At 41.1% G+C, this 20058-nt stretch carries 18 protein-coding genes and 1 other annotated feature (1 of these 19 cut by a window edge); of the genes, 16 read left to right on the forward strand and 2 right to left on the reverse strand.

Annotation, left to right across the window (positions count from 1 at the left end; all coding sequences use genetic code 11):
- Positions 1–137 (forward strand) — a binding site (T-box leader); it begins 104 nt to the left of the window's first position.
- A 60-nt stretch (positions 138–197) separates the two neighbouring features.
- Both pheS and pheT read left to right on the forward strand, forming a co-directional pair.
- Positions 198–1238 carry a phenylalanine--tRNA ligase subunit alpha gene (pheS, locus tag ACQKL5_RS00445; protein ID WP_427605922.1) on the forward strand — a complete coding sequence of 347 codons (1041 nt, stop codon included), beginning with the start codon at positions 198–200 and terminating at the stop codon, positions 1236–1238.
- A 27-nt stretch (positions 1239–1265) separates the two neighbouring features.
- Positions 1266–3680 carry a phenylalanine--tRNA ligase subunit beta gene (gene pheT, locus ACQKL5_RS00450; protein ID WP_427605923.1) on the forward strand — a complete coding sequence of 805 codons (2415 nt, stop codon included), beginning with the start codon at positions 1266–1268 and terminating at the stop codon, positions 3678–3680.
- A 162-nt stretch (positions 3681–3842) separates the two neighbouring features.
- On the opposite strand, the gene ACQKL5_RS00455 is transcribed toward pheT, so the two are convergent.
- On the reverse strand, positions 3843–4046 hold the full coding sequence (locus tag ACQKL5_RS00455) for a TOBE domain-containing protein (RefSeq protein ID WP_427605925.1): 204 nt from the start codon (positions 4044–4046) through the stop codon (positions 3843–3845).
- A gap of 136 nt (positions 4047–4182) precedes the next feature.
- Positions 4183–5139 (reverse strand): ribonuclease HIII, encoded by a 957-nt coding sequence (rnhC, locus tag ACQKL5_RS00460; protein ID WP_427605926.1) that lies wholly within the window; start codon positions 5137–5139, stop codon positions 4183–4185.
- 174 nt (positions 5140–5313) lie between these two features.
- Here rnhC and zapA point away from each other — a divergent pair, with 174 nt between their 5' ends.
- The 14 genes from zapA to ACQKL5_RS00530 all read left to right on the forward strand — a co-directional run bounded on the left by zapA (position 5314) and on the right by ACQKL5_RS00530 (position 19896).
- On the forward strand, positions 5314–5574 hold the full coding sequence (gene zapA, locus ACQKL5_RS00465; RefSeq protein WP_402960722.1) for a cell division protein ZapA: 261 nt from the start codon (positions 5314–5316) through the stop codon (positions 5572–5574).
- A gap of 4 nt (positions 5575–5578) precedes the next feature.
- Positions 5579–6112: a CvpA family protein gene (locus ACQKL5_RS00470; protein WP_427605928.1), complete on the forward strand. Its 534-nt coding sequence runs from the start codon at positions 5579–5581 to the stop codon at positions 6110–6112.
- 219 nt (positions 6113–6331) lie between these two features.
- Positions 6332–8050 (forward strand): DNA polymerase/3'-5' exonuclease PolX, encoded by a 1719-nt coding sequence (gene polX, locus ACQKL5_RS00475; protein ID WP_427605930.1) that lies wholly within the window; start codon positions 6332–6334, stop codon positions 8048–8050.
- A 35-nt stretch (positions 8051–8085) separates the two neighbouring features.
- A complete protein-coding gene (locus ACQKL5_RS00480; protein WP_427605931.1) occupies positions 8086–10440 on the forward strand; it encodes an endonuclease MutS2 in 2355 nt (784 codons plus the stop codon).
- A gap of 66 nt (positions 10441–10506) precedes the next feature.
- Positions 10507–10914, forward strand: a complete 408-nt coding sequence (locus tag ACQKL5_RS00485) for a DUF350 domain-containing protein (RefSeq protein WP_427605933.1) — start codon at positions 10507–10509, stop codon at positions 10912–10914.
- 204 nt (positions 10915–11118) lie between these two features.
- Positions 11119–11874, forward strand: a complete 756-nt coding sequence (locus ACQKL5_RS00490; protein ID WP_427605935.1) for a GNAT family N-acetyltransferase — start codon at positions 11119–11121, stop codon at positions 11872–11874.
- Between the two features lie 322 nt (positions 11875–12196).
- A complete protein-coding gene (locus ACQKL5_RS00495; RefSeq protein WP_427605937.1) occupies positions 12197–13864 on the forward strand; it encodes a propanediol/glycerol family dehydratase large subunit in 1668 nt (555 codons plus the stop codon).
- A gap of 12 nt (positions 13865–13876) precedes the next feature.
- On the forward strand, positions 13877–14452 hold the full coding sequence (locus ACQKL5_RS00500) for a propanediol/glycerol family dehydratase medium subunit (protein ID WP_427605939.1): 576 nt from the start codon (positions 13877–13879) through the stop codon (positions 14450–14452).
- A gap of 10 nt (positions 14453–14462) precedes the next feature.
- Complete coding sequence (locus tag ACQKL5_RS00505) at positions 14463–14909, forward strand: diol dehydratase small subunit (RefSeq protein WP_427605940.1); 447 nt, start codon at positions 14463–14465, stop codon at positions 14907–14909.
- A gap of 6 nt (positions 14910–14915) precedes the next feature.
- The gene (locus ACQKL5_RS00510; RefSeq protein WP_427605942.1) at positions 14916–16751 is read left to right on the forward strand and encodes a diol dehydratase reactivase subunit alpha; all 1836 of its coding nucleotides are present in this window, start codon (positions 14916–14918) and stop codon (positions 16749–16751) included.
- A complete protein-coding gene (locus ACQKL5_RS00515) occupies positions 16748–17077 on the forward strand; it encodes a glycerol dehydratase reactivase beta/small subunit family protein (protein WP_427605944.1) in 330 nt (109 codons plus the stop codon). Before ACQKL5_RS00510 ends, ACQKL5_RS00515 begins: the two co-directional genes overlap by 4 nt.
- Before the next feature lie 17 nt (positions 17078–17094).
- Positions 17095–17523 (forward strand): GlcG/HbpS family heme-binding protein, encoded by a 429-nt coding sequence (locus tag ACQKL5_RS00520; RefSeq protein WP_427605946.1) that lies wholly within the window; start codon positions 17095–17097, stop codon positions 17521–17523.
- A 377-nt stretch (positions 17524–17900) separates the two neighbouring features.
- Positions 17901–19154 carry a sensor histidine kinase gene (locus ACQKL5_RS00525; protein ID WP_427606584.1) on the forward strand — a complete coding sequence of 418 codons (1254 nt, stop codon included), beginning with the start codon at positions 17901–17903 and terminating at the stop codon, positions 19152–19154.
- On the forward strand, positions 19141–19896 hold the full coding sequence (locus ACQKL5_RS00530) for a response regulator transcription factor (protein ID WP_427606585.1): 756 nt from the start codon (positions 19141–19143) through the stop codon (positions 19894–19896). Before ACQKL5_RS00525 ends, ACQKL5_RS00530 begins: the two co-directional genes overlap by 14 nt.
- The last annotated feature ends 162 nt before the right edge of the window (positions 19897–20058 follow it).

The raw sequence follows: 20058 nt of genomic DNA on the forward strand, positions 1-20058 counted from the left end.
CGAGTTGGCATTGGGAAGACATACTGTCCGAAAAATGTTCCGGTGAAGAGCCGTTATTTTTTATGAGTGAGTGCTTAAGGCTTTAGCTGATAGCACTAATAAGGGTGGTACCGCGATACATAAACCTCGTCCCTTTCTGGGAGTGGGGTTTTTTTGTGTTCATTTTTACAATAGGAAAAATAAAGGAGGAAGACATGATGCAGGAACGTTTACTAGAACTGCAGGAAGAAGCGTTGCAAAAAGTAGCCACAGCTTCCGAACTAAAAGAACTGAATGAAGTCCGTGTTGCATATTTAGGGAAAAAAGGACCGATTACAGAGGTATTGCGCGGAATGGGGAAACTCTCAGCCGAAGAACGTCCGAAAATCGGGGCGCTAGCTAATGAAGTCCGTGGAGCAATCGCTTCGAAAATCGAGGAAAAACAAGCAGCTCTTGAAATAGCGGCGGTTAATAAAAAGCTTGCCACAGAAACAATTGATGTCACATTGCCAGGACGTACGGTCAAAAAAGGAAATCTTCATCCGTTAACACGGGTCGTCGAGGAAATTGAAGACTTATTCATCGGTATGGGATACACCGTGGCTGAAGGTCCTGAAGTAGAAACGGACTATTACAACTTTGAGGCATTGAACTTGCCAAAGAGCCATCCAGCACGTGATATGCAGGATTCCTTCTACATTACAGACGAGATTTTAATGCGTACCCATACTTCTCCAGTACAGGCAAGAACGATGGAAAAACATAAAGGCCAAGGTCCGGTTAAGATCATTTGTCCGGGTAAAGTGTATCGTCGCGATAATGATGACGCAACGCACTCGCATCAATTCCAGCAAATTGAAGGCTTGGTCATCGATGAAAACATCAGCATGAGCGACCTGAAAGGGACGCTTGATGTATTTGCCAAGAAGGTATTCGGCCAAGACCGGGAAATCCGTCTTCGTCCAAGTTTCTTCCCGTTCACGGAGCCATCCGTAGAGGTGGATATCTCATGTAAGATCTGTGGCGGTAAAGGATGTAGTGTATGTAAACAAACAGGATGGATCGAAGTGCTCGGTGGAGGAATCGTTCATCCAAATGTACTTGAAATGGCCGGATTCGATTCAAAGAAATACTCCGGATTCGCTTTTGGAATCGGTGTAGAACGGATTGCGATGCTTAAATACGGTGTGGATGATATCCGTCACTTCTATACAAACGATGTTCGTTTCTTAAAACAATTCCATCATCACGAAGCATAAATTAAATTTTAAAAAGGAGGACCTACCATGTTTGTGTCTTATAAATGGTTGCAGGATTATGTAGACCTTTCCGGCATCAATGCAACAGAGCTTGCGGATAAAATCACGAAAAGCGGTATTGAGGTTGAAGGGGTAGAAAAGAAGAGTGAAGGGCTTAAAGGGATTGTTATCGGACATGTGCTAGAACGCGAACAGCATCCGAATGCCGATAAATTGAATAAATGCTTAGTTGATATCGGGGCGGAGAACCCGGTACAAATCGTCTGTGGTGCGCCGAACGTCGATAAAGGCCAAAAGGTTGCAGTGGCAACTGTTGGGGCTGTGTTACCAGGGAACTTTAAAATCAAGAAAGCTAAACTTCGTGGAGAAGAATCACACGGAATGATTTGCTCGCTTCAAGAATTGGGCTTCGAATCCAAGATCGTTTCCAAAGATTATGCAACAGGCATTTTCGTATTCCCTAACGATGTGGAAGTCGGAAAAGATGCACTAGAAGAGCTTGGCTTAAGTGACGAAATACTCGAACTTGGCTTGACACCAAATCGTTCAGACGCATTAAGCATGCTTGGTGTGGCTTACGAAGTCGGAGCTATCCTTGGTCGTGACGTGAAATGGCCAGTCATCGAAAAAGTGGAAGCAACCGAAAAAGCTGCTGATTATATCAACATCAAAGTGGAAGCAAAAGAAGATAATCCACTATACATCGCTAAAATCATCAAGGATGTAAAAGTTGGTCCTTCTCCGCTTTGGATGCAGACCCGCCTTATGTCAGCAGGCATTCGTCCGCATAACAACGTGGTCGATATCACGAATTACATTTTACTTGAATATGGTCAACCACTTCATGCCTTCGATTATGACCGTTTGGGTTCAAAGGAAATTGTCATCCGTAGAGCGAATGAAGCGGAAAAAATCGTGACATTGGATGAGACGGAACGCACCTTGTCTCCAGATCATTTAGTCATCACAAACGGCACTGAGCCAGTTGCGATTGCAGGAGTGATGGGCGGAGAAAATTCAGAAGTGAAGAATGATACAACGACTGTCATTATCGAAAGCGCATATTTTGCTGGAACAGTGGTACGTAAAGCTTCGAAAGACCACGGATTACGCAGTGAAGCAAGTGCACGTTTTGAAAAAGGGGTTGATCCAGCTCGCGTCCGTGAAGCAGGAGAGCGTGCAGCTCAACTGATTGCACAATATGCAGGCGGAACGATTTTACAAGGGTCGGCAGGGGTCGATGAATTGGCGATGGAACCGGCTGTCATAAGCATTACCCTTGAAAAAATCAATACCCTTCTTGGCACAGATATGTCTGTTTCCGAGGTGGAATCCATCTTCAAACGTCTTCAATTCGGAGTGGCTCTGGACAATGAAACGTTCACCATCACCGTTCCAACACGCCGTGGAGATATTACCATCGAAGCGGATTTGGTGGAAGAAGCTGCACGTCTATATGGATATGACAACATTCCAGCAACATTGCCAATTGGGGCAGCGATTCCGGGTCAATTGACTGATTACCAAATGAAACGTCGTAAAGTCCGTCGTACTCTTGAAGGAGCTGGACTTTATCAAGCGGTAACGTATTCGTTGACAAGCGAGGAAAAAGCGGCTCAATTTGCTTTGAATGCCCTTGATTCCATTCGTTTGGCAATGCCGATGAGCGAAGAACGGAGCCAGTTGCGTTTAAGCATCGTTCCACAATTGTTAGAAGTCGTGAAATATAATAATGCTCGTCAGCTTGACTCACTTGCATTATATGAAATTGGGTCTGTCTTCTTCAAAAAAGACGATCAAGAGCTTCCTGAAGAGCAAGAGCATGTAGCTGGAGCCATCACTGGACTGTGGGAATCACAACCTTGGCAAGGTGAAAAGAAATCCGTGGATTTCTATGTGGCTAAAGGCGTGATTGAAGCATTATTCGATACTCTAGGGGTAACAGATCAAATTAGTTACCGTCAAGCGGAAATCAAAGATATGCACCCAGGACGTACGGCGGAAGTACTTTTAGCTGGTGAAGTGATAGGCTTCATCGGTCAAGTGCATCCTACCGTTCAGAAAGACTTGGATATTAAAGAAACCTACATTTTTGAACTTTCCTTTAAGGCCTTGGCTGAAGCGGAAGTGGCGCCAATTGCGTATCAAACCATCCCGCGCTATCCATCGACCACACGTGATATCGCGCTGGTAGTCGATCAAGCAACGAAAGCAGGCGACATTCAAAGCATCATTGTAGAAGCCGGTGGCAAGCTGTTGAAAGAAGTTAGCATTTTCGACTTATATGAAGGTGAGAAAATGGAAGAAGGCAAGAAGTCCCTTGCTTACTCATTGAAATACTTTGATCCAGAACGCACATTAACGGACGAAGATATCACGAAAGCCCATGAGAAAGTGCTTGTAGCGGTTAAAGAAAAAGCCGGAGCAGAATTACGAGGATAACATGTAACAAAAAAAGGTAGCCCCCTGATATATCAGGAGGCTACCTTTTTTATGGGTTTGGAATTTATTGTCCTAAACCTTATTTGTATTGACTAAGAAAAGAATGGAGGGAAAACTTTCTAGGTTGAAGAAAGGTAAGAACTCTGTTTCATTTGTTCTCCATTATTTTGCAATCATGATGGAACTGGCTTTGATGACTGCTGTTGCCTCATCATCCACTTTCAGGTTCAAGGATTCTGCAGATGCAGTAGTAATACTGGATACGATGTCTACACCGTTAATATTCATTGTTATTTCTGTAGATATGGGTCCCGTTTTTACATCCGTAATTTTCCCAGTTAATTGATTTCTCGCTGATAATTGCATAATACCGCCTCCTAAAGAAATATGTACTTTCTTATGGTGGTCAAGATTTTGCAAAAACATTCAATCACCTATGAAAATAATCCTCTTTCCGTATCAAAACCGTATCAAACAAAGAGCATTAGTACGATTGCTTTCCTCATTTTCCGTATTTCTTCTGATAGATTCTCTTCGCTTTTTCCGTATTGGCAAAATGTGTTTTCGTAAAGTCATTCAAGGCGTCGATCCCTTTTTCATGGATTAAGCGAGCTGCTGCTTCATCAACCGCAAAGCCTGCTCCTTTAGGAATTCTGAAGCCCGCTTTTTCGCTTAACAGATCAAAGCGTTTTACAAATGCGTAACGAGCAAGAATTGAAGCAGCGGCGACGGAGAGGTGAATGCCTTCCGCTTTCGTGCTCAGATAGGTAGCATTTGCCTGGAATTGCTCCTGGCCTATTAAATAATTGAAAAATACATTTGGCTGGGCGAATTGATCGATCAGGACGGCTTCCGCTTGTTCTGGTTGGATCTTTTGAATCAGATGCTTGATGGCTTGATTATGAAGGAGTGCTTTAATCTTCCCTTGAGACATCCCTTTTGCCTGAAGCATATTATATTTTGGATTATCACACGTCAGCAGGCTAAATGGGACGACATCCTTAATTTGTTTAGCGATTTCAATGATTTGCGGGTCTTTCAGGTTTTTTGAATCTTGAACGCCGAGTTCTTTCAATAATAATAACTGTTCCTTTTTGGCATAGGCAGCAACAACGGTAATTGGACCAAAATAATCGCCAGTCCCGACTTCATCAGAACCAATAACCGACATGGTGGCGATGTTAGCAGGTGGTAAATAGCCATGGACCTTTACTGTAGAAGTAGCTGAGGCTGGCTTTTCCTTAGGAACGGCTGCATCCTTCTGCCATTTTGCAGCTTCTATTTCTGCATTTTTTCCTTGAAAAAGGACCTTGCCCGATTTATAGGCCGTTACCGTACAAAGCGGAGGCTTGGCAGAAAATATGCTTCCAGGTGGAAGCTTGGAGACTAGTGCATTTACATAGTGAACTTTCATTGCCTGTATTTGGACAGGGCTTGTAAGTAATACAACATGGGACATATTTAATGGACTCCTCACTCAATTTAAATTATTAAGGGAACATTCATACTAAAGATATTAGAAACTGACAAATTATTGCAATTTTTATACGAGAAATGACAATGTACTCTCTTTCATGACGAAAAACTTCATGATATGATAGAAATAGGATTGTTTTAGATTGGAGGCATCATTTTGTCAGACGATAAACGAAATAAAACGACAGTTGACATATACGGACAACCATATACTATCGTCGGTACTGAAAGCGCAAGCCATATGCGCCTTGTTGCTTCAATGGTTGACGAGAAAATGAGAGAAATCGGTATGAAAAACCCATATTTGGATACGAGTAAGCTTGCGGTATTGACCGCGGTGAATACAATTCACGAATATATTAAACTAAAGGACGAACTAGACCAGCTCCAACTGGAATTAAAGAGAGAGAAGGACTGAGTAGATGCTTGATTTAGCAATTCTGGCCATTCTTTTAATCGGTTTACTAATCGGTTTGAAGCGTGGCTTTATTTTACAACTGGTTCATATGACAGGTTTCATTGTGGCTTTCATAATCGCTTATATCTTCTATGGCGATATTGCGCCCAACTTGAAAATGTGGATTCCATTTCCTGCAATAGGAGATTCTTCGACACTTAATATGTTTTTCGAATCCGTTGGCCTTGAGACGGCTTATTATAATGCCATTGCCTTTGCCATTGTGTTCTTTGCCACTAAGATCCTCTGGCACATGATTGGGTCCATGCTCAATTTCATCACCTACCTGCCGATTCTAAAACAGCTGAATCGTTGGGGAGGAGCGATATTGGGCTTTGCCGAAGTCTATCTTATCATGTTTATTATATTATACATAGGCGCCTTGCTGCCAATGGATTCCATTCAGGAACCACTAACCAACTCCTTTATGGCAGAAACGATTGTGAAACATACACCATTCCTGTCTGAACAGGTGAAAGACCTTTGGTTTAATAAGTAAAACAATCATAACCACATTAAATTAGGGTCCATTACCTCTTACAAAGTTGTAGATCATTATACTTTGTAAGGGTAGGGCCCTTTTCTATGGATTAGCATGAAACTTCATAATAGTTGATTCGTATAAGTAATAATCGCGCTGCTTGTACTTTGGCCTTAAGAAAGGTATCTTTAAGACAGTATATAAGGGAGTTCCCTACTAATTTTGGTGGTGAAAAAAATGACAGTCAATAAAAAAGATATTATTAAATTATTAGAAAAGATTGCCATATACATGGAACTGAAAGGAGAAAATCCTTTTAAGGTATCCGCTTTCCGTAAGGCTGCAGGTGCTTTAGAAACGGATGACCGGAGCCTGACGGCCATTGAGGATTTTACGGCGTTGAATGGCATCGGGAAAGGAACGGCGTCCGTCATTGAAGAATATATCAATGAAGGGAAGTCGACTGTTCTGGAGGAGCTTCAGGAGCAGGTGCCAAAGGGTTTGATCCCACTTTTGCAGCTTCAAGGTTTAGGTGGTAAAAAAATCGCCAAGCTACATAAGGAATTACATATCAATGATGTGAATGACCTCAAACTGGCATGCGTGGAAGGGCGTGTCGCGGCATTGACCGGCTTCGGTAAAAAGACGGAAGAAAAGATTTTGTCTGCCATTGCTGAAGCGGGATCAAGACCTGACAGGCTTCCACTCGCCTTCATGAGACCGATTGCTGACGATATCGAAATGGCTATTGCGAATATGGAGCATATCACGCGCTCATCACGAGCCGGGAGCATGAGAAGGATGAGGGAAACGATAAAAGACCTTGACTTCATCATTTCCACGGATCATCCCGATGAAGTCAAGGACCAACTTCTTTCATTGCCTGGCATTAAGCAAGTCATTGCCGCGGGCGATACAAAGGTGTCGGTCGTTCTTGATTATGAGTATGATATTTCCGTCGATTTCCGAATCGTTCAAGATAAGGAGTTCATTACGACTCTTCATCATTTCACCGGTTCGAAGGATCATAATGTCCGGATGCGCCAGTTGGCTAAAGACCGGGGAGAAAAGATTAGTGAATATGGTGTAGAAGTGGCTGAGACGGGTGAAATCTTGACATTTGAAACGGAAGAGCAATTTTACAACCATTTTGGGCTTCCTTTCATCCCGCCTGAATTACGCGAAGATGGAACGGAAGTGGAACATTATAATGAAAGTGAACCACTTATAAATGTTGAGGATATTCAGGGTGACCTGCATATGCATACCACTTGGAGCGATGGCGCTTATTCCATTGAAGAAATGATTGAAGCTTGCCGGGCCAAAGGCTATAAATATATGGCCATCACCGACCATTCACAGTATTTGAAAGTGGCGAATGGTTTAACTGTGGAGCGTTTACGTGAACAGAAACAAATCATTCATGACCTTAATGAAAAATATGAGGATTTCACTGTGTTATCAGGAATTGAAATGGATATTCTTCCTGATGGAACCCTCGACTATGATGATGAGTTACTGGCAGAGATGGACTTGGTGATTGCATCCATCCATTCGAGTTTTTCACAACCGCGTGAAACGATCATGGAAAGGCTGAAAACGGCTTTGAATAATCCTCATGTCGATATCATTGCTCATCCGACAGGGAGAATCATTGGCAGACGGACTGGCTATGATGTCGATATGGATATGCTTATCGAACTTGCACGTGATACGAATACGGCACTGGAATTGAATGCAAACCCGAATCGACTGGATTTGGCTCCGCCAAACTTACGTAAAGCACAGGAAGCGGGCGTTACGGTTGTCATTAATACAGATGCCCATAGTATTGATATGCTAGAACATATGCCGGTAGGTGTTTCTTCTGCCAAAAAAGGCTGGATAAAAAAATCATCTGTTCTTAATGCGATGGATACGGATGGATTGTTGACGTTTTTAAAGAGGAATGACTAACTATTTACTCACTTAGGAGGAGGAGCTTTAACTCCATGCATAATAAAGCTTTAAAGACATTGGAATTTCATAAAATTAGAGAACAGTTAGTTTCTCATGCTTCATCTGCGATAGGAAAGGAGAAGGCACAGCAATTAATGCCTTCGACCGACTTCAAGGAAGTATCAAAATGGCAGGATGAAACGGATGATGCGGCTAAAATTGTCCGGTTAAAGGGCAATTTGCCATTGGGAGGAATTTTCGATATTCGCCTTCAGGCTAAGCGGGCACAAATAGGTGGCATGTTATCCCCGATGGAATTAATGGAAACGGCCAGCACCATTCGTGCCGGACGGATCCTGACTCGATTTTTCGAGGAAATTGCTGAACAGGAGATTGAAGTTCCACTATTGGCAGAATATATTGATTCCCTCCATCCCTTGATTGAATTACAACAGGAAATTACCTATGCCATCAGCGAGCATGGGGAAGTGATGGATTCAGCAAGCGATAAGTTGCGAACGCTTAGAAATCAGATTCGCACGAATGAAAGCCGGGTTCGAGAAAAACTTGAAAGCATGATTCGTTCTTCAAATGCGACGAAAATGTTGTCAGATGCCATCATTACGATTCGTAATGACCGCTTTGTCATCCCAGTGAAACAGGAATACCGGAGTGTATATGGTGGGATCATCCATGACCAATCTTCATCCGGGCAAACCCTTTTCATTGAACCACAGGTGATTGTGCAATTGAATAATGTCCTTCAGGAAACACGTGTGAAGGAAACGCAGGAAATCGAACGTATCTTGGTCGAGATATCGGAAAAGGTAGGCGAGTTCACACCCGAGCTATTCCATAACGTCAAGGTGTTAGCGCATGTGGATTTCCTTGTTGCAAAGGCGAAATATGCTAAAGCAATAAAAGGATCGAAACCACTTTTAAATGATGAAGGTCGAGTGAAATTATTTAAAGCGAAACATCCGCTCATTCCAAGCGACGTTGTGGTAGCCAATGATATCTTCCTTGGAGAAGACTTTACGACGATTGTCATCACTGGCCCGAATACAGGGGGTAAGACGGTCACGCTCAAGACCATAGGCATTTGTACGTTAATGGCCCAGGCCGGACTGCAAATTCCGGCTCTGGATGGTTCCGAAACAGCCGTTTTTTCTTCCATCTATGCGGATATAGGGGATGAGCAGTCGATTGAGCAAAGCTTGAGTACGTTCTCGTCTCATATGGTCAATATTGTCGATATATTAAAGAAAGTCGATCAGGAAAGTCTTGTATTATTCGATGAACTTGGAGCGGGAACTGACCCCCAAGAAGGAGCTGCACTTGCGATTTCCATATTGGATGAAGTATTCAAGCGTGGAGCACGTGTGATTGCTACGACTCACTATCCTGAGTTGAAGGCTTATGGTTATGATCGTGAAGGAGTCATTAATGCAAGCGTTGAATTCAACGTCGAGACCTTGAGCCCGACATACAAGCTACTAATCGGTGTTCCAGGTCGGAGTAATGCGTTTGAAATTTCCAAGCGACTTGGCTTGGAAGATAGCGTGATTAACAATGCCCGCAGCCACATTGGCGAGGATACAAATAAAGTGGAAAATATGATAGCATCTCTTGAAGACAGCCGCAAGAAGGCAGAAGAAGAGGAATTGGAAGCTGCTGAGCTTCTAAAACAGGCTGACATTTTGCACAAAGACCTACAAAAACAAATGAATCAATATAATGAAGAACGAGATGCATTGAGTGATAAAGCAGCTAAAGAAGCTGCGGCCATCGTTGAAAAGGCAAAAGAAGAAGCAGAAGCGATTATTGGTGAGTTGCGCAAACTTCGACTTGAGAAGCACGCCGATGTAAAAGAGCATGAATTGATCGATGCGAAAAAACGGCTTGAAGAAGCGACACCAAAAGTGAAGAAATCAACGAAAAAAGTAGCTAAGCCTCTGGAAAAAACATTGAATCCAGGCGATGAGGTTAAGGTGGTAAGCTTTGGTCAAAAAGGTAATTTGATTGAGAAAGTGTCGAATAATGAATGGCAGGTACAAATCGGGATCATGAAAATGAAAGTGAAGGAATCCGATCTTGAATTCATTAAGACGACAAAAGTAAAAGAAACGAAGCCATTAACCACGATAAAAGGAAGAGACTACCATGTTAGTCTGGAGCTAGACCTTCGTGGGGAGCGTTATGAAAGTGCATTGTCGAGAGTCGAAAAATATGTCGATGATGCTCTGCTGGCTGGATATTCGCGTGTGTCCATCATACATGGTAAGGGGACCGGTGCGCTTCGGTCTGGGGTTCAGGAATATTTGAAGAATCACAGATCAGTCAAAAAAATTCGTTTCGGAGAAGCCGGAGAAGGCGGCACAGGTGTTACCGTCGTTGAATTTAAATAAAGGAAAAGCGGTCATTCCGGCATGCTGCCCAGCCGGGATGGTCCCATACCGTTAGGGAGTTGACTCATGGAGAACATATGGGGAAATGAATATGTGTATATAGCTGCCCGATATAGTGTCGTTATATTATGCATAATTGTTTTTTTAGCCATTTTTGAACTTGTCACAAAGTACAAAAACTGGGAGGAAATCAAGCAGGGAAATCTATCTGTCGCGATGGCCACCGGTGGCAAAATTTTTGGGATTGCCTATGTGTTTCAACAGTCCATTCTCCATCAGGATTCGCTGCTTACCATGATTGGCTGGGGTGTATACGGTTTTATCCTGTTACTCATCGGTTATTTTATTTTTGAATTTATGACTCCTGGATTTAAAATAGATGAAGAGATACAAAAAGATAATCGGGCAGTGGGATTTCTTGCGATGATCATCTCAATCGCATTATCCTTTGTTATTGGTGCCGGTATATCTTAATGTCCTGGATGAGAGGGAGAAAACAGTGGAGAAGCTTGCAAAGGTTTTAATTGTTTTTTGCGGAATTTTTTTTCTGCTTGGAATCATTTATATGGTATTCTTGACCTGAAAAGAAGCGACCTCTGTGTCGCTTCTTTATTTGGGCTCTATTAGCCTATTATTATTATTTATCGGAGTAATTTGTTCGAACATGGAGGAAGAACTATGAATCAGGCAAAACTGACAAGGAAAATCGAAGAGCTATCAATGAACGCTTTGCCGGCACTGCAAACGCAGATGGATGATGGGTGGATTCTGCGTTATGCCAATGGTTATACCAAAAGGGCAAACTCCGTAAATCCTCTCTATCCTTCTTATGATGAAGATGTGAATGGAAAAATAGAAAGAAGTACAACAGCATTTACCGAACGGAACATCCAGGTGGCTTATAAAATAACCCCGCTAACTAGTCCAAGCGAATTGGATCACATTCTTGAAACGATGGATTATAGTGTGGCGAGTCTAACCGGTGTGCAAGTATTATCATTAGAAGATATAGAAGCACCGAGTGAAACCCATGTGCTGATATACAATGAGATGCCGGAAGCGCGCTTTCAAGATTTTTGTAGGTTAAATAACATACATGAGCGTGACCATTCCATTTTCAGGAACGTGTTGAGCAACATCATTCCGACTACCTGTTTTATTTTTTTGGTGGATGAAAAGGACTCGACACTAGCCTGCGGCCTCGGTGTTCTAGAGGATGAATTCATAGGTCTATTTAATATCGCCACGGATGAGGAAGTCCGAAACCGTGGACATGGAACGAAACTCGTGAGAAATCTCTTATATTGGGGAAAGAGGAATGGAGCGAAAAACGCCTATCTCCAAGTGGTGCTCACGAATGAACCTGCACTGAACCTTTATACAAGACTAGGGTTTAAAGAACTCTATAGATATTGGTTTAGGGTTGAAAATTAAATCAAAAGGATTTGAGGAGTAGAGATACTCCTTTTTTTAGTTGTCCAGATTAAGGACAACTTAGAACATTCATTAATTAAATAATCAAAAGCACAAAAAATGCTAGTGAAAGTTAAATGTGTCTAGATACATAGATTAATCAGAATATTATAATAAATCAAAGAAATATAAATTTGATTTTGTAAAAAAGTCATTAAGATTTGGCAGATGCCTTAAAACATGCTTAGTGGAAGCTGTAATTTTAGCAAAAAGGATGGACTACTTCTTTAGAATCTTTCGTTTGTGGAAGCAAATAAAAAATCATAGAAAGAAGGTACCGCTTATGCAACGCTCAAAACGATTTGAGATTTTAGAAGAAAGACCGGTAAATAAAGATGGATTCGTAAAAGAATGGCCCGAAATGGGTTTTGTTGCCATGTCCAGTCCTAATGATCCTAAGCCATCAATTACAGTAAAAGATGGCCACATAATAGAGTTGGATGGGAAAAGAAGAGAAAACTTCGATATGATTGATCAGTTTATAGCAGATTATACAATTGATTCAAGCTTAACCGAACAAGTCATGGCCCTGGATTCTTTGGAGATTGCTAAGAAACTCGTAGATATAAATGTTTCCCGTTCAGAGATAGTTAAACTATCAAAAGGTCTCACCCCGGCAAAAGTTCTAGAAGTACTCAATCATATGAATGTTGTCGAAATGATGATGGCTTTACAAAAAATGAGGGCAAGGAAAACGCCGTCTAACCAATGTCATGTGACGAACGTGCGCGATAATCCTGTATTAATGGCAGCGGATGCTGCAGAAGCGGGGCTTTACGGATTCGATGAACAAGAAACAACGGTTGGCGTTGCCCGTTATGCTCCCTTTAATGCATTAGCATTACTCGTAGGTTCCCAGACTGCAAGGAATGGAATCTTAACACAGGACTCCTTAGAAGAAGCAACCGAGCTTCGCTTAGCTATGCTTGGAATGACTTCCTATGCGGAAACTGTCTCGATTTATGGTACGGAATCTGTATTTATGGATGGAGATGACACGCCTTGGTCGAAAGCATTTTTAGCTTCTGCCTATGCTTCACGCGGTGCTAAAATGCGCTTTACATCTGGGACGGGTTCTGAGGTGCAGATGGCGGGAGCAGAAGGGAAATCCATGCTTTATTTAGAGATTCGCTGTGTCATGATGGCAAAAGGGGCAGGCGTTCAAGGGTTGCAAAATGGGTCAATCAGTTGTATTGGGATACCGGCCTCGGTACCGAGCGGAATCCGAGCAGTTTTAGCAGAAAATCTAGCCACTACATTGTTTGATATGGAAGTTGCTTCGGGAAATGACCAAACCTTTTCTCATTCGGAAATTCGACGTAGTGCTAAAATGTTATGTCAAATGCTTCCTGGAACAGATTTTATTTTTGCTGGATACTCGGCAGTACCAAATAACGAGGATATGTTTGCAGGTTCTAATATGGATTCAAGCGATTTGGATGATTACTTAATTATTCAACGAGATATGATGGTAGACGGTGGATTAAAACCGGTGGATGAAGAAGACCTCATCAAAATACGTTATGAAGCTGCTAAAACCCTACAGGTTATTTTTGAAGAGCTAGGCTTCCCTGTGATTACAGATGAAGAAATAGAAGCAGCGACTTATGCTAACAGCAGTGAAGATATGCCCCAACGAAACGTTGTCGAAGATCTAAAGGCTGCAGAGCGAATCTTACGAGACGGAATTTCTGGTTTTGATGTGGCTCTTATTCTGGCTAAGCGTGGTTATCGACAAACGGCTGAACGAATCTTCAATATGTTGAAACATAGGGTAGCTGGTGATTATTTGCATACCTCTGCCATTATTAATAAAGACAATGAGGTTATAAGTGCGGTGAATAATGAAAACGATTACATGGGACCCGGAACAGGCTACCGACTCAGTCCAGAAAGATGGGCGGAAATTAAAGACATTCGTCAAGCCATTAGTCCGCAAGATTTTGATTAAGGGGGAATGAATATGTCGACAGCTTTATCAATTGAGATGCAATTAACGGAAACTGGATTTGCCTCAAAAGGAACGAATCCCAAAGAAGTCATCGTTGCTATCGGTCCAGCCTTTGGGAAAGAAATGAATAAAACAATTGTGAAAGTCGCGCATGCTTCTGTCCTACGGGAAATCCTATCAGGGATTGAGGAACAAGGAGCTGTTCCTCGTGTGATTCGTAGCTTGGGTACTGCCGATTTGGCTTTCATGGCACATGGAGGAGCCCAATTAAGTGGTTCAGGTATTAGCATCGGCTTGCAATCGAGGGGAACGGCAGTGATTCATCAAAGAGATTTAGACCCACTCACCAATCTTGAACTATTTCCACAATCCCCATTAATTTCTTTAGAGATGTACAGAGCGATTGGACGAAACGCAGCGATGTATGCGATAGGGGAAAGCCCGAATCCTGTACCAGTTTTAAATGATGAAATGACACGACCAAAATACCAAGCGGCAGCAGCTCTTCTCTATCTGAAGGAGTGCCAAGCCCGTATACCTGATAAAAAGCCAGTTGAAATAAATGTAGATTTCTCAATAAAAGACTAGGAGGGTAAACATGGAAAAAATGATAAAGAACCATAAGGTGAAGCTAACAAAAACAGATTATCCACTCGGGAATAAAAGACCTGATTTATTATTCAGTCGTACAGAAAAACCTTACAATGACTTGACTCTCGATGCCGCTTTAAAAGGAAAAGTGACAGAAGCGGATTTACGTATCAGTCCTGATACGCTTGAAATGCACGCTGATATTAGTGAAACGCTAGGAAGACCACAACTCGCCAAAAACTTTCGTCGAGCAGCTGAAATGATTAATATATCCGATGCCCGTATCTTACAAATTTATAATGCGATGCGTCCTAATCGTTCGACTAAAGAACAACTCTTAGAAATTGCTGATGAATTGGAAGAAGAGTATGGAGCATTAGAAAATGCAAATTTAATTCGTGAGGCTGCAGATGTGTATGAAAGACGAGGAAGATTAAAGAAAGATGAGGATTAAAGAGTTATGAAAAAGATTTTAGCTGGTGTAGATATCGGCAATTCATCAACGGAAGTGGCAATTGCAAGTGTGAATGGCAATGATATAAAGTTCCTTTCACAGTGTTTGGTAAAAACTACTGGTATTAAAGGGACTTCTGACAACGTTGAAGGTATTCGAACTGCATTGAAGGAAGCGGCTAAAAAAGCAGATATAGGGTTGAAAGATATTAATCTTATCCGATTGAATGATGCAGTACCAGTTATAGGTGATTTGGCTATGGATCTTATTAGCGAAACCATTATCACAGAATCCTCCATGGTCGGACATAATCCCGATACGCCGGGTGGAGCAGGATTAGGTGTGGGAATAACGGTGTTAATTGACCAAATAAGGAATGTGAAACAACTGGATCAAGGTTATATTGCAGTGATTCCTGAACATTTCGATTATGAATGGGTTGCAAACCGTTTGAATCAGGCTACAAATGAAGGAATTTTAATTACTGGTGCGGTTGTACAAAAAGACGATGGGGTTTTAATCCACAATCGTCTAAATAAAAAAATTCCGATTGTGGATGAAGTCGCATTGATTGAAAAAATCCCACTTGGGAAATTAGCTGCAGTTGAAGTGGCTTTACCAGGTCATGTAATCAGGACTTTAAGCAATCCCTATGGTCTTTCCACTATTTTTCATTTGGATCCTGACGAAACGATACAAATTGCGTTAATTGCCAAAGCATTAGTTGGTAACCGATCAGCCGTGGTAATTCGAACGCCAAAGGGGGAAGTGGTCGAACGCAAAATAGAAGCGGGAAGGATTTTTTTAAAAGGATCGAATAGTCTAAAACTAGAAGTTTCCATTAACGACGGTGCTGAGGCGATAATGAACACATATGGAAGAGTTGAATCATTGGTAGACGTATATGGGGAAACAGGCACCAACGTTGGTGGAATGTTTAATGGCCTAAGGCATGATTTATCTCAACTGACCGGACAATCACCAAATGAAATTACAATCTCGGATTTCCTTGCTGTGGACGCAGTCATTCCAAACTCGATAACAGGGGCAATGGCGGGTGAGCTTTCCATGGAAAGCGGTGTAGCTTTAGCCTCCATGGTGAAAACGGATAAGGTCCCTGTCCAAAAAGTGGCTTCTTTATTGGAAAAAGACCTTGGTGTCGAGGTAGAAATTGGTGGGGTTGAAGCGGAAATGGCCATTTGTGGCGCCTTAACAACTCCAGGAACGAGAAAACCAATTGTGATTCTAGATATGGGAGGTGGGTCTACTGATGCAGCGATGATGTATGAAAGTGGAAAAATCAACTCCTGTCACCTAGCCGGAGCAGGAGCCATGGTCACCATGCTCATAAATTCTGAACTTGCTTTAGGTGACAAGGAACTGGCTGAAAAAATCAAAAAAAACCCTCTAGGAAAAGTACTCAGCTTATTCCATATGCAATTAGAAGATGGAACGATGCTATTTTCAGAGAATCCCTTTCCTCCCTATACCTTCGGAAAAGTGGTGGTTCGAGAAGGAGAAGACCTTATCCCTTTAGCAACTAAAGCAACTATGGATAAAATTAGAGAAATACGTAGAAGTGCAAAACGAAGGGTATTTGTTACCAATGCACTCCGAGCCCTTAAGCGGGTAGTCCCAACAGGTAATTTAAAACACTTATCCTTTATCGTTATGGTAGGAGGGTCGGCCTTGGATTTTGAAATTCCGCAAATGTTAACAGAAGAATTAGGGAAGTATGGCATTGTGGCGGGATTCGCCAATATTAGAGGGACCGAGGGTCCAAGAAATGCAGTGGCCACTGGATTGGTATTGGCTTCTGTGGGGCAAGAGGCTGTGAAATGAATAAACGTGAAGTATACATCACTATTTTATATCACAGTGCCCTCGATTCGAATCAGATTAGAGAAGTATGTGCAGGTCTAGAAGAAGAAGGGGTTTCATTTTTATTGAAGAAATGCAATAAAGAGAGCAACTTTACTGAACTAGGTAATATAGCAGCAGGTATGTCCCCTTTAAATGTTGGAATTGGCATCGAACTTGGACATTTATGTGTTCATCACGAAAAATTAAAGACGGAAGAGCCTTATATACAAGACATCCTTCAAAATGGCCGGAAATCAGGAAAAAATGCAGCTCGTTTAGTTAAAGGGTTACCATTATCTTTTTAGAGGAAAGGATGATTGTTATGAGTCAAATCAATTTAAAGATAGCTAAGCAGCTCATTGAAAGTGCTGAAAAGAAAGCAAACGAAATGAATGTTCCCATGGTTATATGCATTGTGGATGAAGGTGGGAACTTTATTGCTTCTCACCGAATGGATGACGCTTTATTGGTAAGTATAGAACTTGCACAAAACAAAGCGTGGACCTCAGTGGCCATGAAAATGACGACGGAAAGTTTAGCAAAAGTTACTTCAAATGGAGAAGAGCTTTATGGAATCAATACGACTAATAATGGACGGGTCGTTGTATTTGGCGGTGGTATCCCATTGTATAATAACAGCCGTATCATTGGGGCAGTTGGTGTAAGTGGTGGTTCCGTTGAAGAAGATATATTGGTAGCTCAGAGTGCAGTGAATGCACTGAGTGATGAAATCGATTGGGTTTCTCTTTGAACAAAACAAATTCCATCAGTGAAGATTCTTTATCTTCACTGATGGTTAATCGTATAAAACTAAATGTTCATCTGGTATTTGAATATCTTCTTAATCCCCCGAAATGGACCTTATTTAACAAACTATCAGTGAACATCCATTACATCGCCTCTAGTTTTGATCTTATCCATTTATATAAAAGACGGTAGTGTTGTTTTTGCTTAAAGACGTTTATACCAAGACTAACGGTAAATGTATCCTTCACACATTTACCAAAACTATTTCTGGAACTCTAGGACATTATCCTTTTTAATGAGAATTAATTAGTTATAATAAGGGTTATAGAATGAATAGTTTTCTGAATAAATAGAAAATGATTGTGGAGGTATAGGGTGACTATGTTGACTTTACGTAATATTGTGGATGTAGAGATGCTTCAGGATATCCAGAAACGCTTTTCAGACGCTACCGGTTTTGGAGTAATAATTACGGATCAGCAAGGAATACCTGTTACCATACCAACTAATTTCACAAGCTTTTGTAACCACATACGTTCCACCGAAGAAGGATTGAGATGCTGTGTATTGTCTGATCGGAAAGTGGGGCTAATTGCAGCTGAAAAAGAACAGCCTTTTATGCACTATTGCCATTCGGGTCTAGTTGATGTAGCTGCACCTATTATTCTTAAAGGTGAATATCTTGGATCGGTTCTATGTGGTCAACTGTTGGTAGAGGATAGAGATGATAAGCGTATTGAACAGATTGGCAATGAAATAGAACATCTACCAATTGATCAAGAACTACTTCAACTTTATTTGAATGAAATTGAAATCACCAGTCGCAAGCGGATTGAAGCAGTAATGGAAATGCTGGAACTGATAGCGAATTATATCAAAAAATTAGCAGTTGATTTTCTTGCACAGGAAGAATTAAATACTATGAATCAGAGGTTGATGGAGGAGATGGATGCCCGTGCATCACTGGAAGAATTACTAGAGGAAGCACAGGTGAAAATCCTGCAATCACAAATTAATCCTCATTTTTTATTTAACACGTTAAATACCATTTCCCGACTAGCTTATTTAGAGAATGCGGAACAAACACAAAACGTTACATATTCCTTGGCTAGAATCATGAGGTATAGTCTACGAAATATTGACAAGCCTGTAACGCTAAAGGAAGAGCTAGATTACGTGAAAGATTACATTGCTATTCAACAATCTCGTTTTCGTAGCTTAATTCAATATGAAGAAATAGTTGAAGTAGATATTGAGACATTACACATACCTATCCTTTCGATTCAGCCTATTATTGAAAACGCTATCATTCATGGATTTGAACCAAATAATAGTCCTGTTATGATAAAAACTCACATATTTTTAGATAAAGGAAATGTAGTAATTGAAGTCTCGGATACGGGTGTTGGAATGACGAAAGTGAAATTAGCTTCTATTTTTTCACATGCAAGTGAAGGAAAGAATGGCCATACAACGGGAATTGGGATAAATAATGTAAAGAGACGACTTCAGTTTTGTTTCGGAGAAGAGTTTGGTATGACAGCCATCGAAAGTAAGCCAGGAAAGGGCACACTGGTTCGAATCGTCATTCCAGATTCCGGAGGTGTTTATCTTGAAAGTAATGATTGTAGATGATGAACCATTGGAACGAGAAGTCCTTATAAGGATAATTAAAAAAGAAAATATGTGCATTAGCCAATTATTCGAGGCCACAAATGGGGCGGAAGCTTGGGAACTTGCTAAACAAAATCAAATGGATGTTATTCTTATGGATGTTAAAATGCCTATTATGGATGGCTTAGTTGCAGCGGATATGATAAAAAAGGATGTTCCGGATTGCCAAATCATTTTTCTTACGGCGTATGATGAAGGGAACTTCACTCAGGAAATTATTGAATCAGGAACAAATCATTATTTATTAAAACCTGCTCACCCGAATGATATAAAAAAAGCCTTATTAAAATATATACCTGTGGTAAAACGCTCGGTTTCAAGCTCATTAGAGACAGTCTGTAATCATGACGACATTTTAACGATTCTGGAGTATATTGAAAAAAATTTTCATTTGGATATTAAATTAGAAACTCTATCTAAGTTGGTCTTTCTCAGTGGACAATATCTTAGCAGGCTTTTTAAACAAGAAACTGGCTACACAATCACACAATACATTACTGTCCATCGCATTGAAAAAGCAAAAAAATGTTTGTTTAGCAGGGAAAATGTAATGGAAGTAAGTGAGAAATGTGGATTCTCCGACCCAAATTACTTTGCAAGGGTATTCAAGAAATACGAAGGGGTCACACCATCGCAATATCAGCAGCAATCACTTTTAGGAAGAAAAAAGAGAATCAATTCATTCAATAATTTTGTCATGTAGTGTGCTCGTGACTTCTTCATAAAATAAAAGAATCCAGGCTCATCGTGGCAGAAGTATTCAAGTCATGTAACAACCTTCTTATAAACACATAAATTTTAGTTTTCGTTAATGGCCCCGAATTTAAATGGACAAGTACTTTCACACCTTTAGACCTGTTCATCC

The sequence above is a fragment of the Peribacillus sp. NPDC097675 genome (assembly GCF_050277655.1).
In the GTDB taxonomy this organism is placed as follows: Bacteria; Bacillota; Bacilli; order Bacillales; family DSM-1321; genus Peribacillus.

Bases quoted from the DNA above. Each gene is read 5' to 3' on its own strand.
- pheS (WP_427605922.1), top strand. From the start codon at position 198: ATGCAGGAACGTTTACTAGAACTGCAGGAAGAAGCGTTGCAAAAAGTA.
- pheT (WP_427605923.1), top strand. From the start codon at position 1,266: ATGTTTGTGTCTTATAAATGGTTGCAGGATTATGTAGACCTTTCCGGC.
- ACQKL5_RS00455 (WP_427605925.1), bottom strand. From the start codon at position 4,046: ATGCAATTATCAGCGAGAAATCAATTAACTGGGAAAATTACGGATGTA.
- rnhC (WP_427605926.1), bottom strand. From the start codon at position 5,139: ATGTCCCATGTTGTATTACTTACAAGCCCTGTCCAAATACAGGCAATG.
- ACQKL5_RS00470 (WP_427605928.1), top strand. From the start codon at position 5,579: ATGCTTGATTTAGCAATTCTGGCCATTCTTTTAATCGGTTTACTAATC.
- polX (WP_427605930.1), top strand. From the start codon at position 6,332: ATGACAGTCAATAAAAAAGATATTATTAAATTATTAGAAAAGATTGCC.
- ACQKL5_RS00480 (WP_427605931.1), top strand. From the start codon at position 8,086: ATGCATAATAAAGCTTTAAAGACATTGGAATTTCATAAAATTAGAGAA.
- ACQKL5_RS00485 (WP_427605933.1), top strand. From the start codon at position 10,507: ATGGAGAACATATGGGGAAATGAATATGTGTATATAGCTGCCCGATAT.
- ACQKL5_RS00490 (WP_427605935.1), top strand. From the start codon at position 11,119: ATGAATCAGGCAAAACTGACAAGGAAAATCGAAGAGCTATCAATGAAC.
- ACQKL5_RS00495 (WP_427605937.1), top strand. From the start codon at position 12,197: ATGCAACGCTCAAAACGATTTGAGATTTTAGAAGAAAGACCGGTAAAT.
- ACQKL5_RS00500 (WP_427605939.1), top strand. From the start codon at position 13,877: ATGTCGACAGCTTTATCAATTGAGATGCAATTAACGGAAACTGGATTT.
- ACQKL5_RS00505 (WP_427605940.1), top strand. From the start codon at position 14,463: ATGGAAAAAATGATAAAGAACCATAAGGTGAAGCTAACAAAAACAGAT.
- ACQKL5_RS00510 (WP_427605942.1), top strand. From the start codon at position 14,916: ATGAAAAAGATTTTAGCTGGTGTAGATATCGGCAATTCATCAACGGAA.
- ACQKL5_RS00515 (WP_427605944.1), top strand. From the start codon at position 16,748: ATGAATAAACGTGAAGTATACATCACTATTTTATATCACAGTGCCCTC.
- ACQKL5_RS00520 (WP_427605946.1), top strand. From the start codon at position 17,095: ATGAGTCAAATCAATTTAAAGATAGCTAAGCAGCTCATTGAAAGTGCT.
- ACQKL5_RS00525 (WP_427606584.1), top strand. From the start codon at position 17,901: ATGTTGACTTTACGTAATATTGTGGATGTAGAGATGCTTCAGGATATC.
- ACQKL5_RS00530 (WP_427606585.1), top strand. From the start codon at position 19,141: ATGATTGTAGATGATGAACCATTGGAACGAGAAGTCCTTATAAGGATA.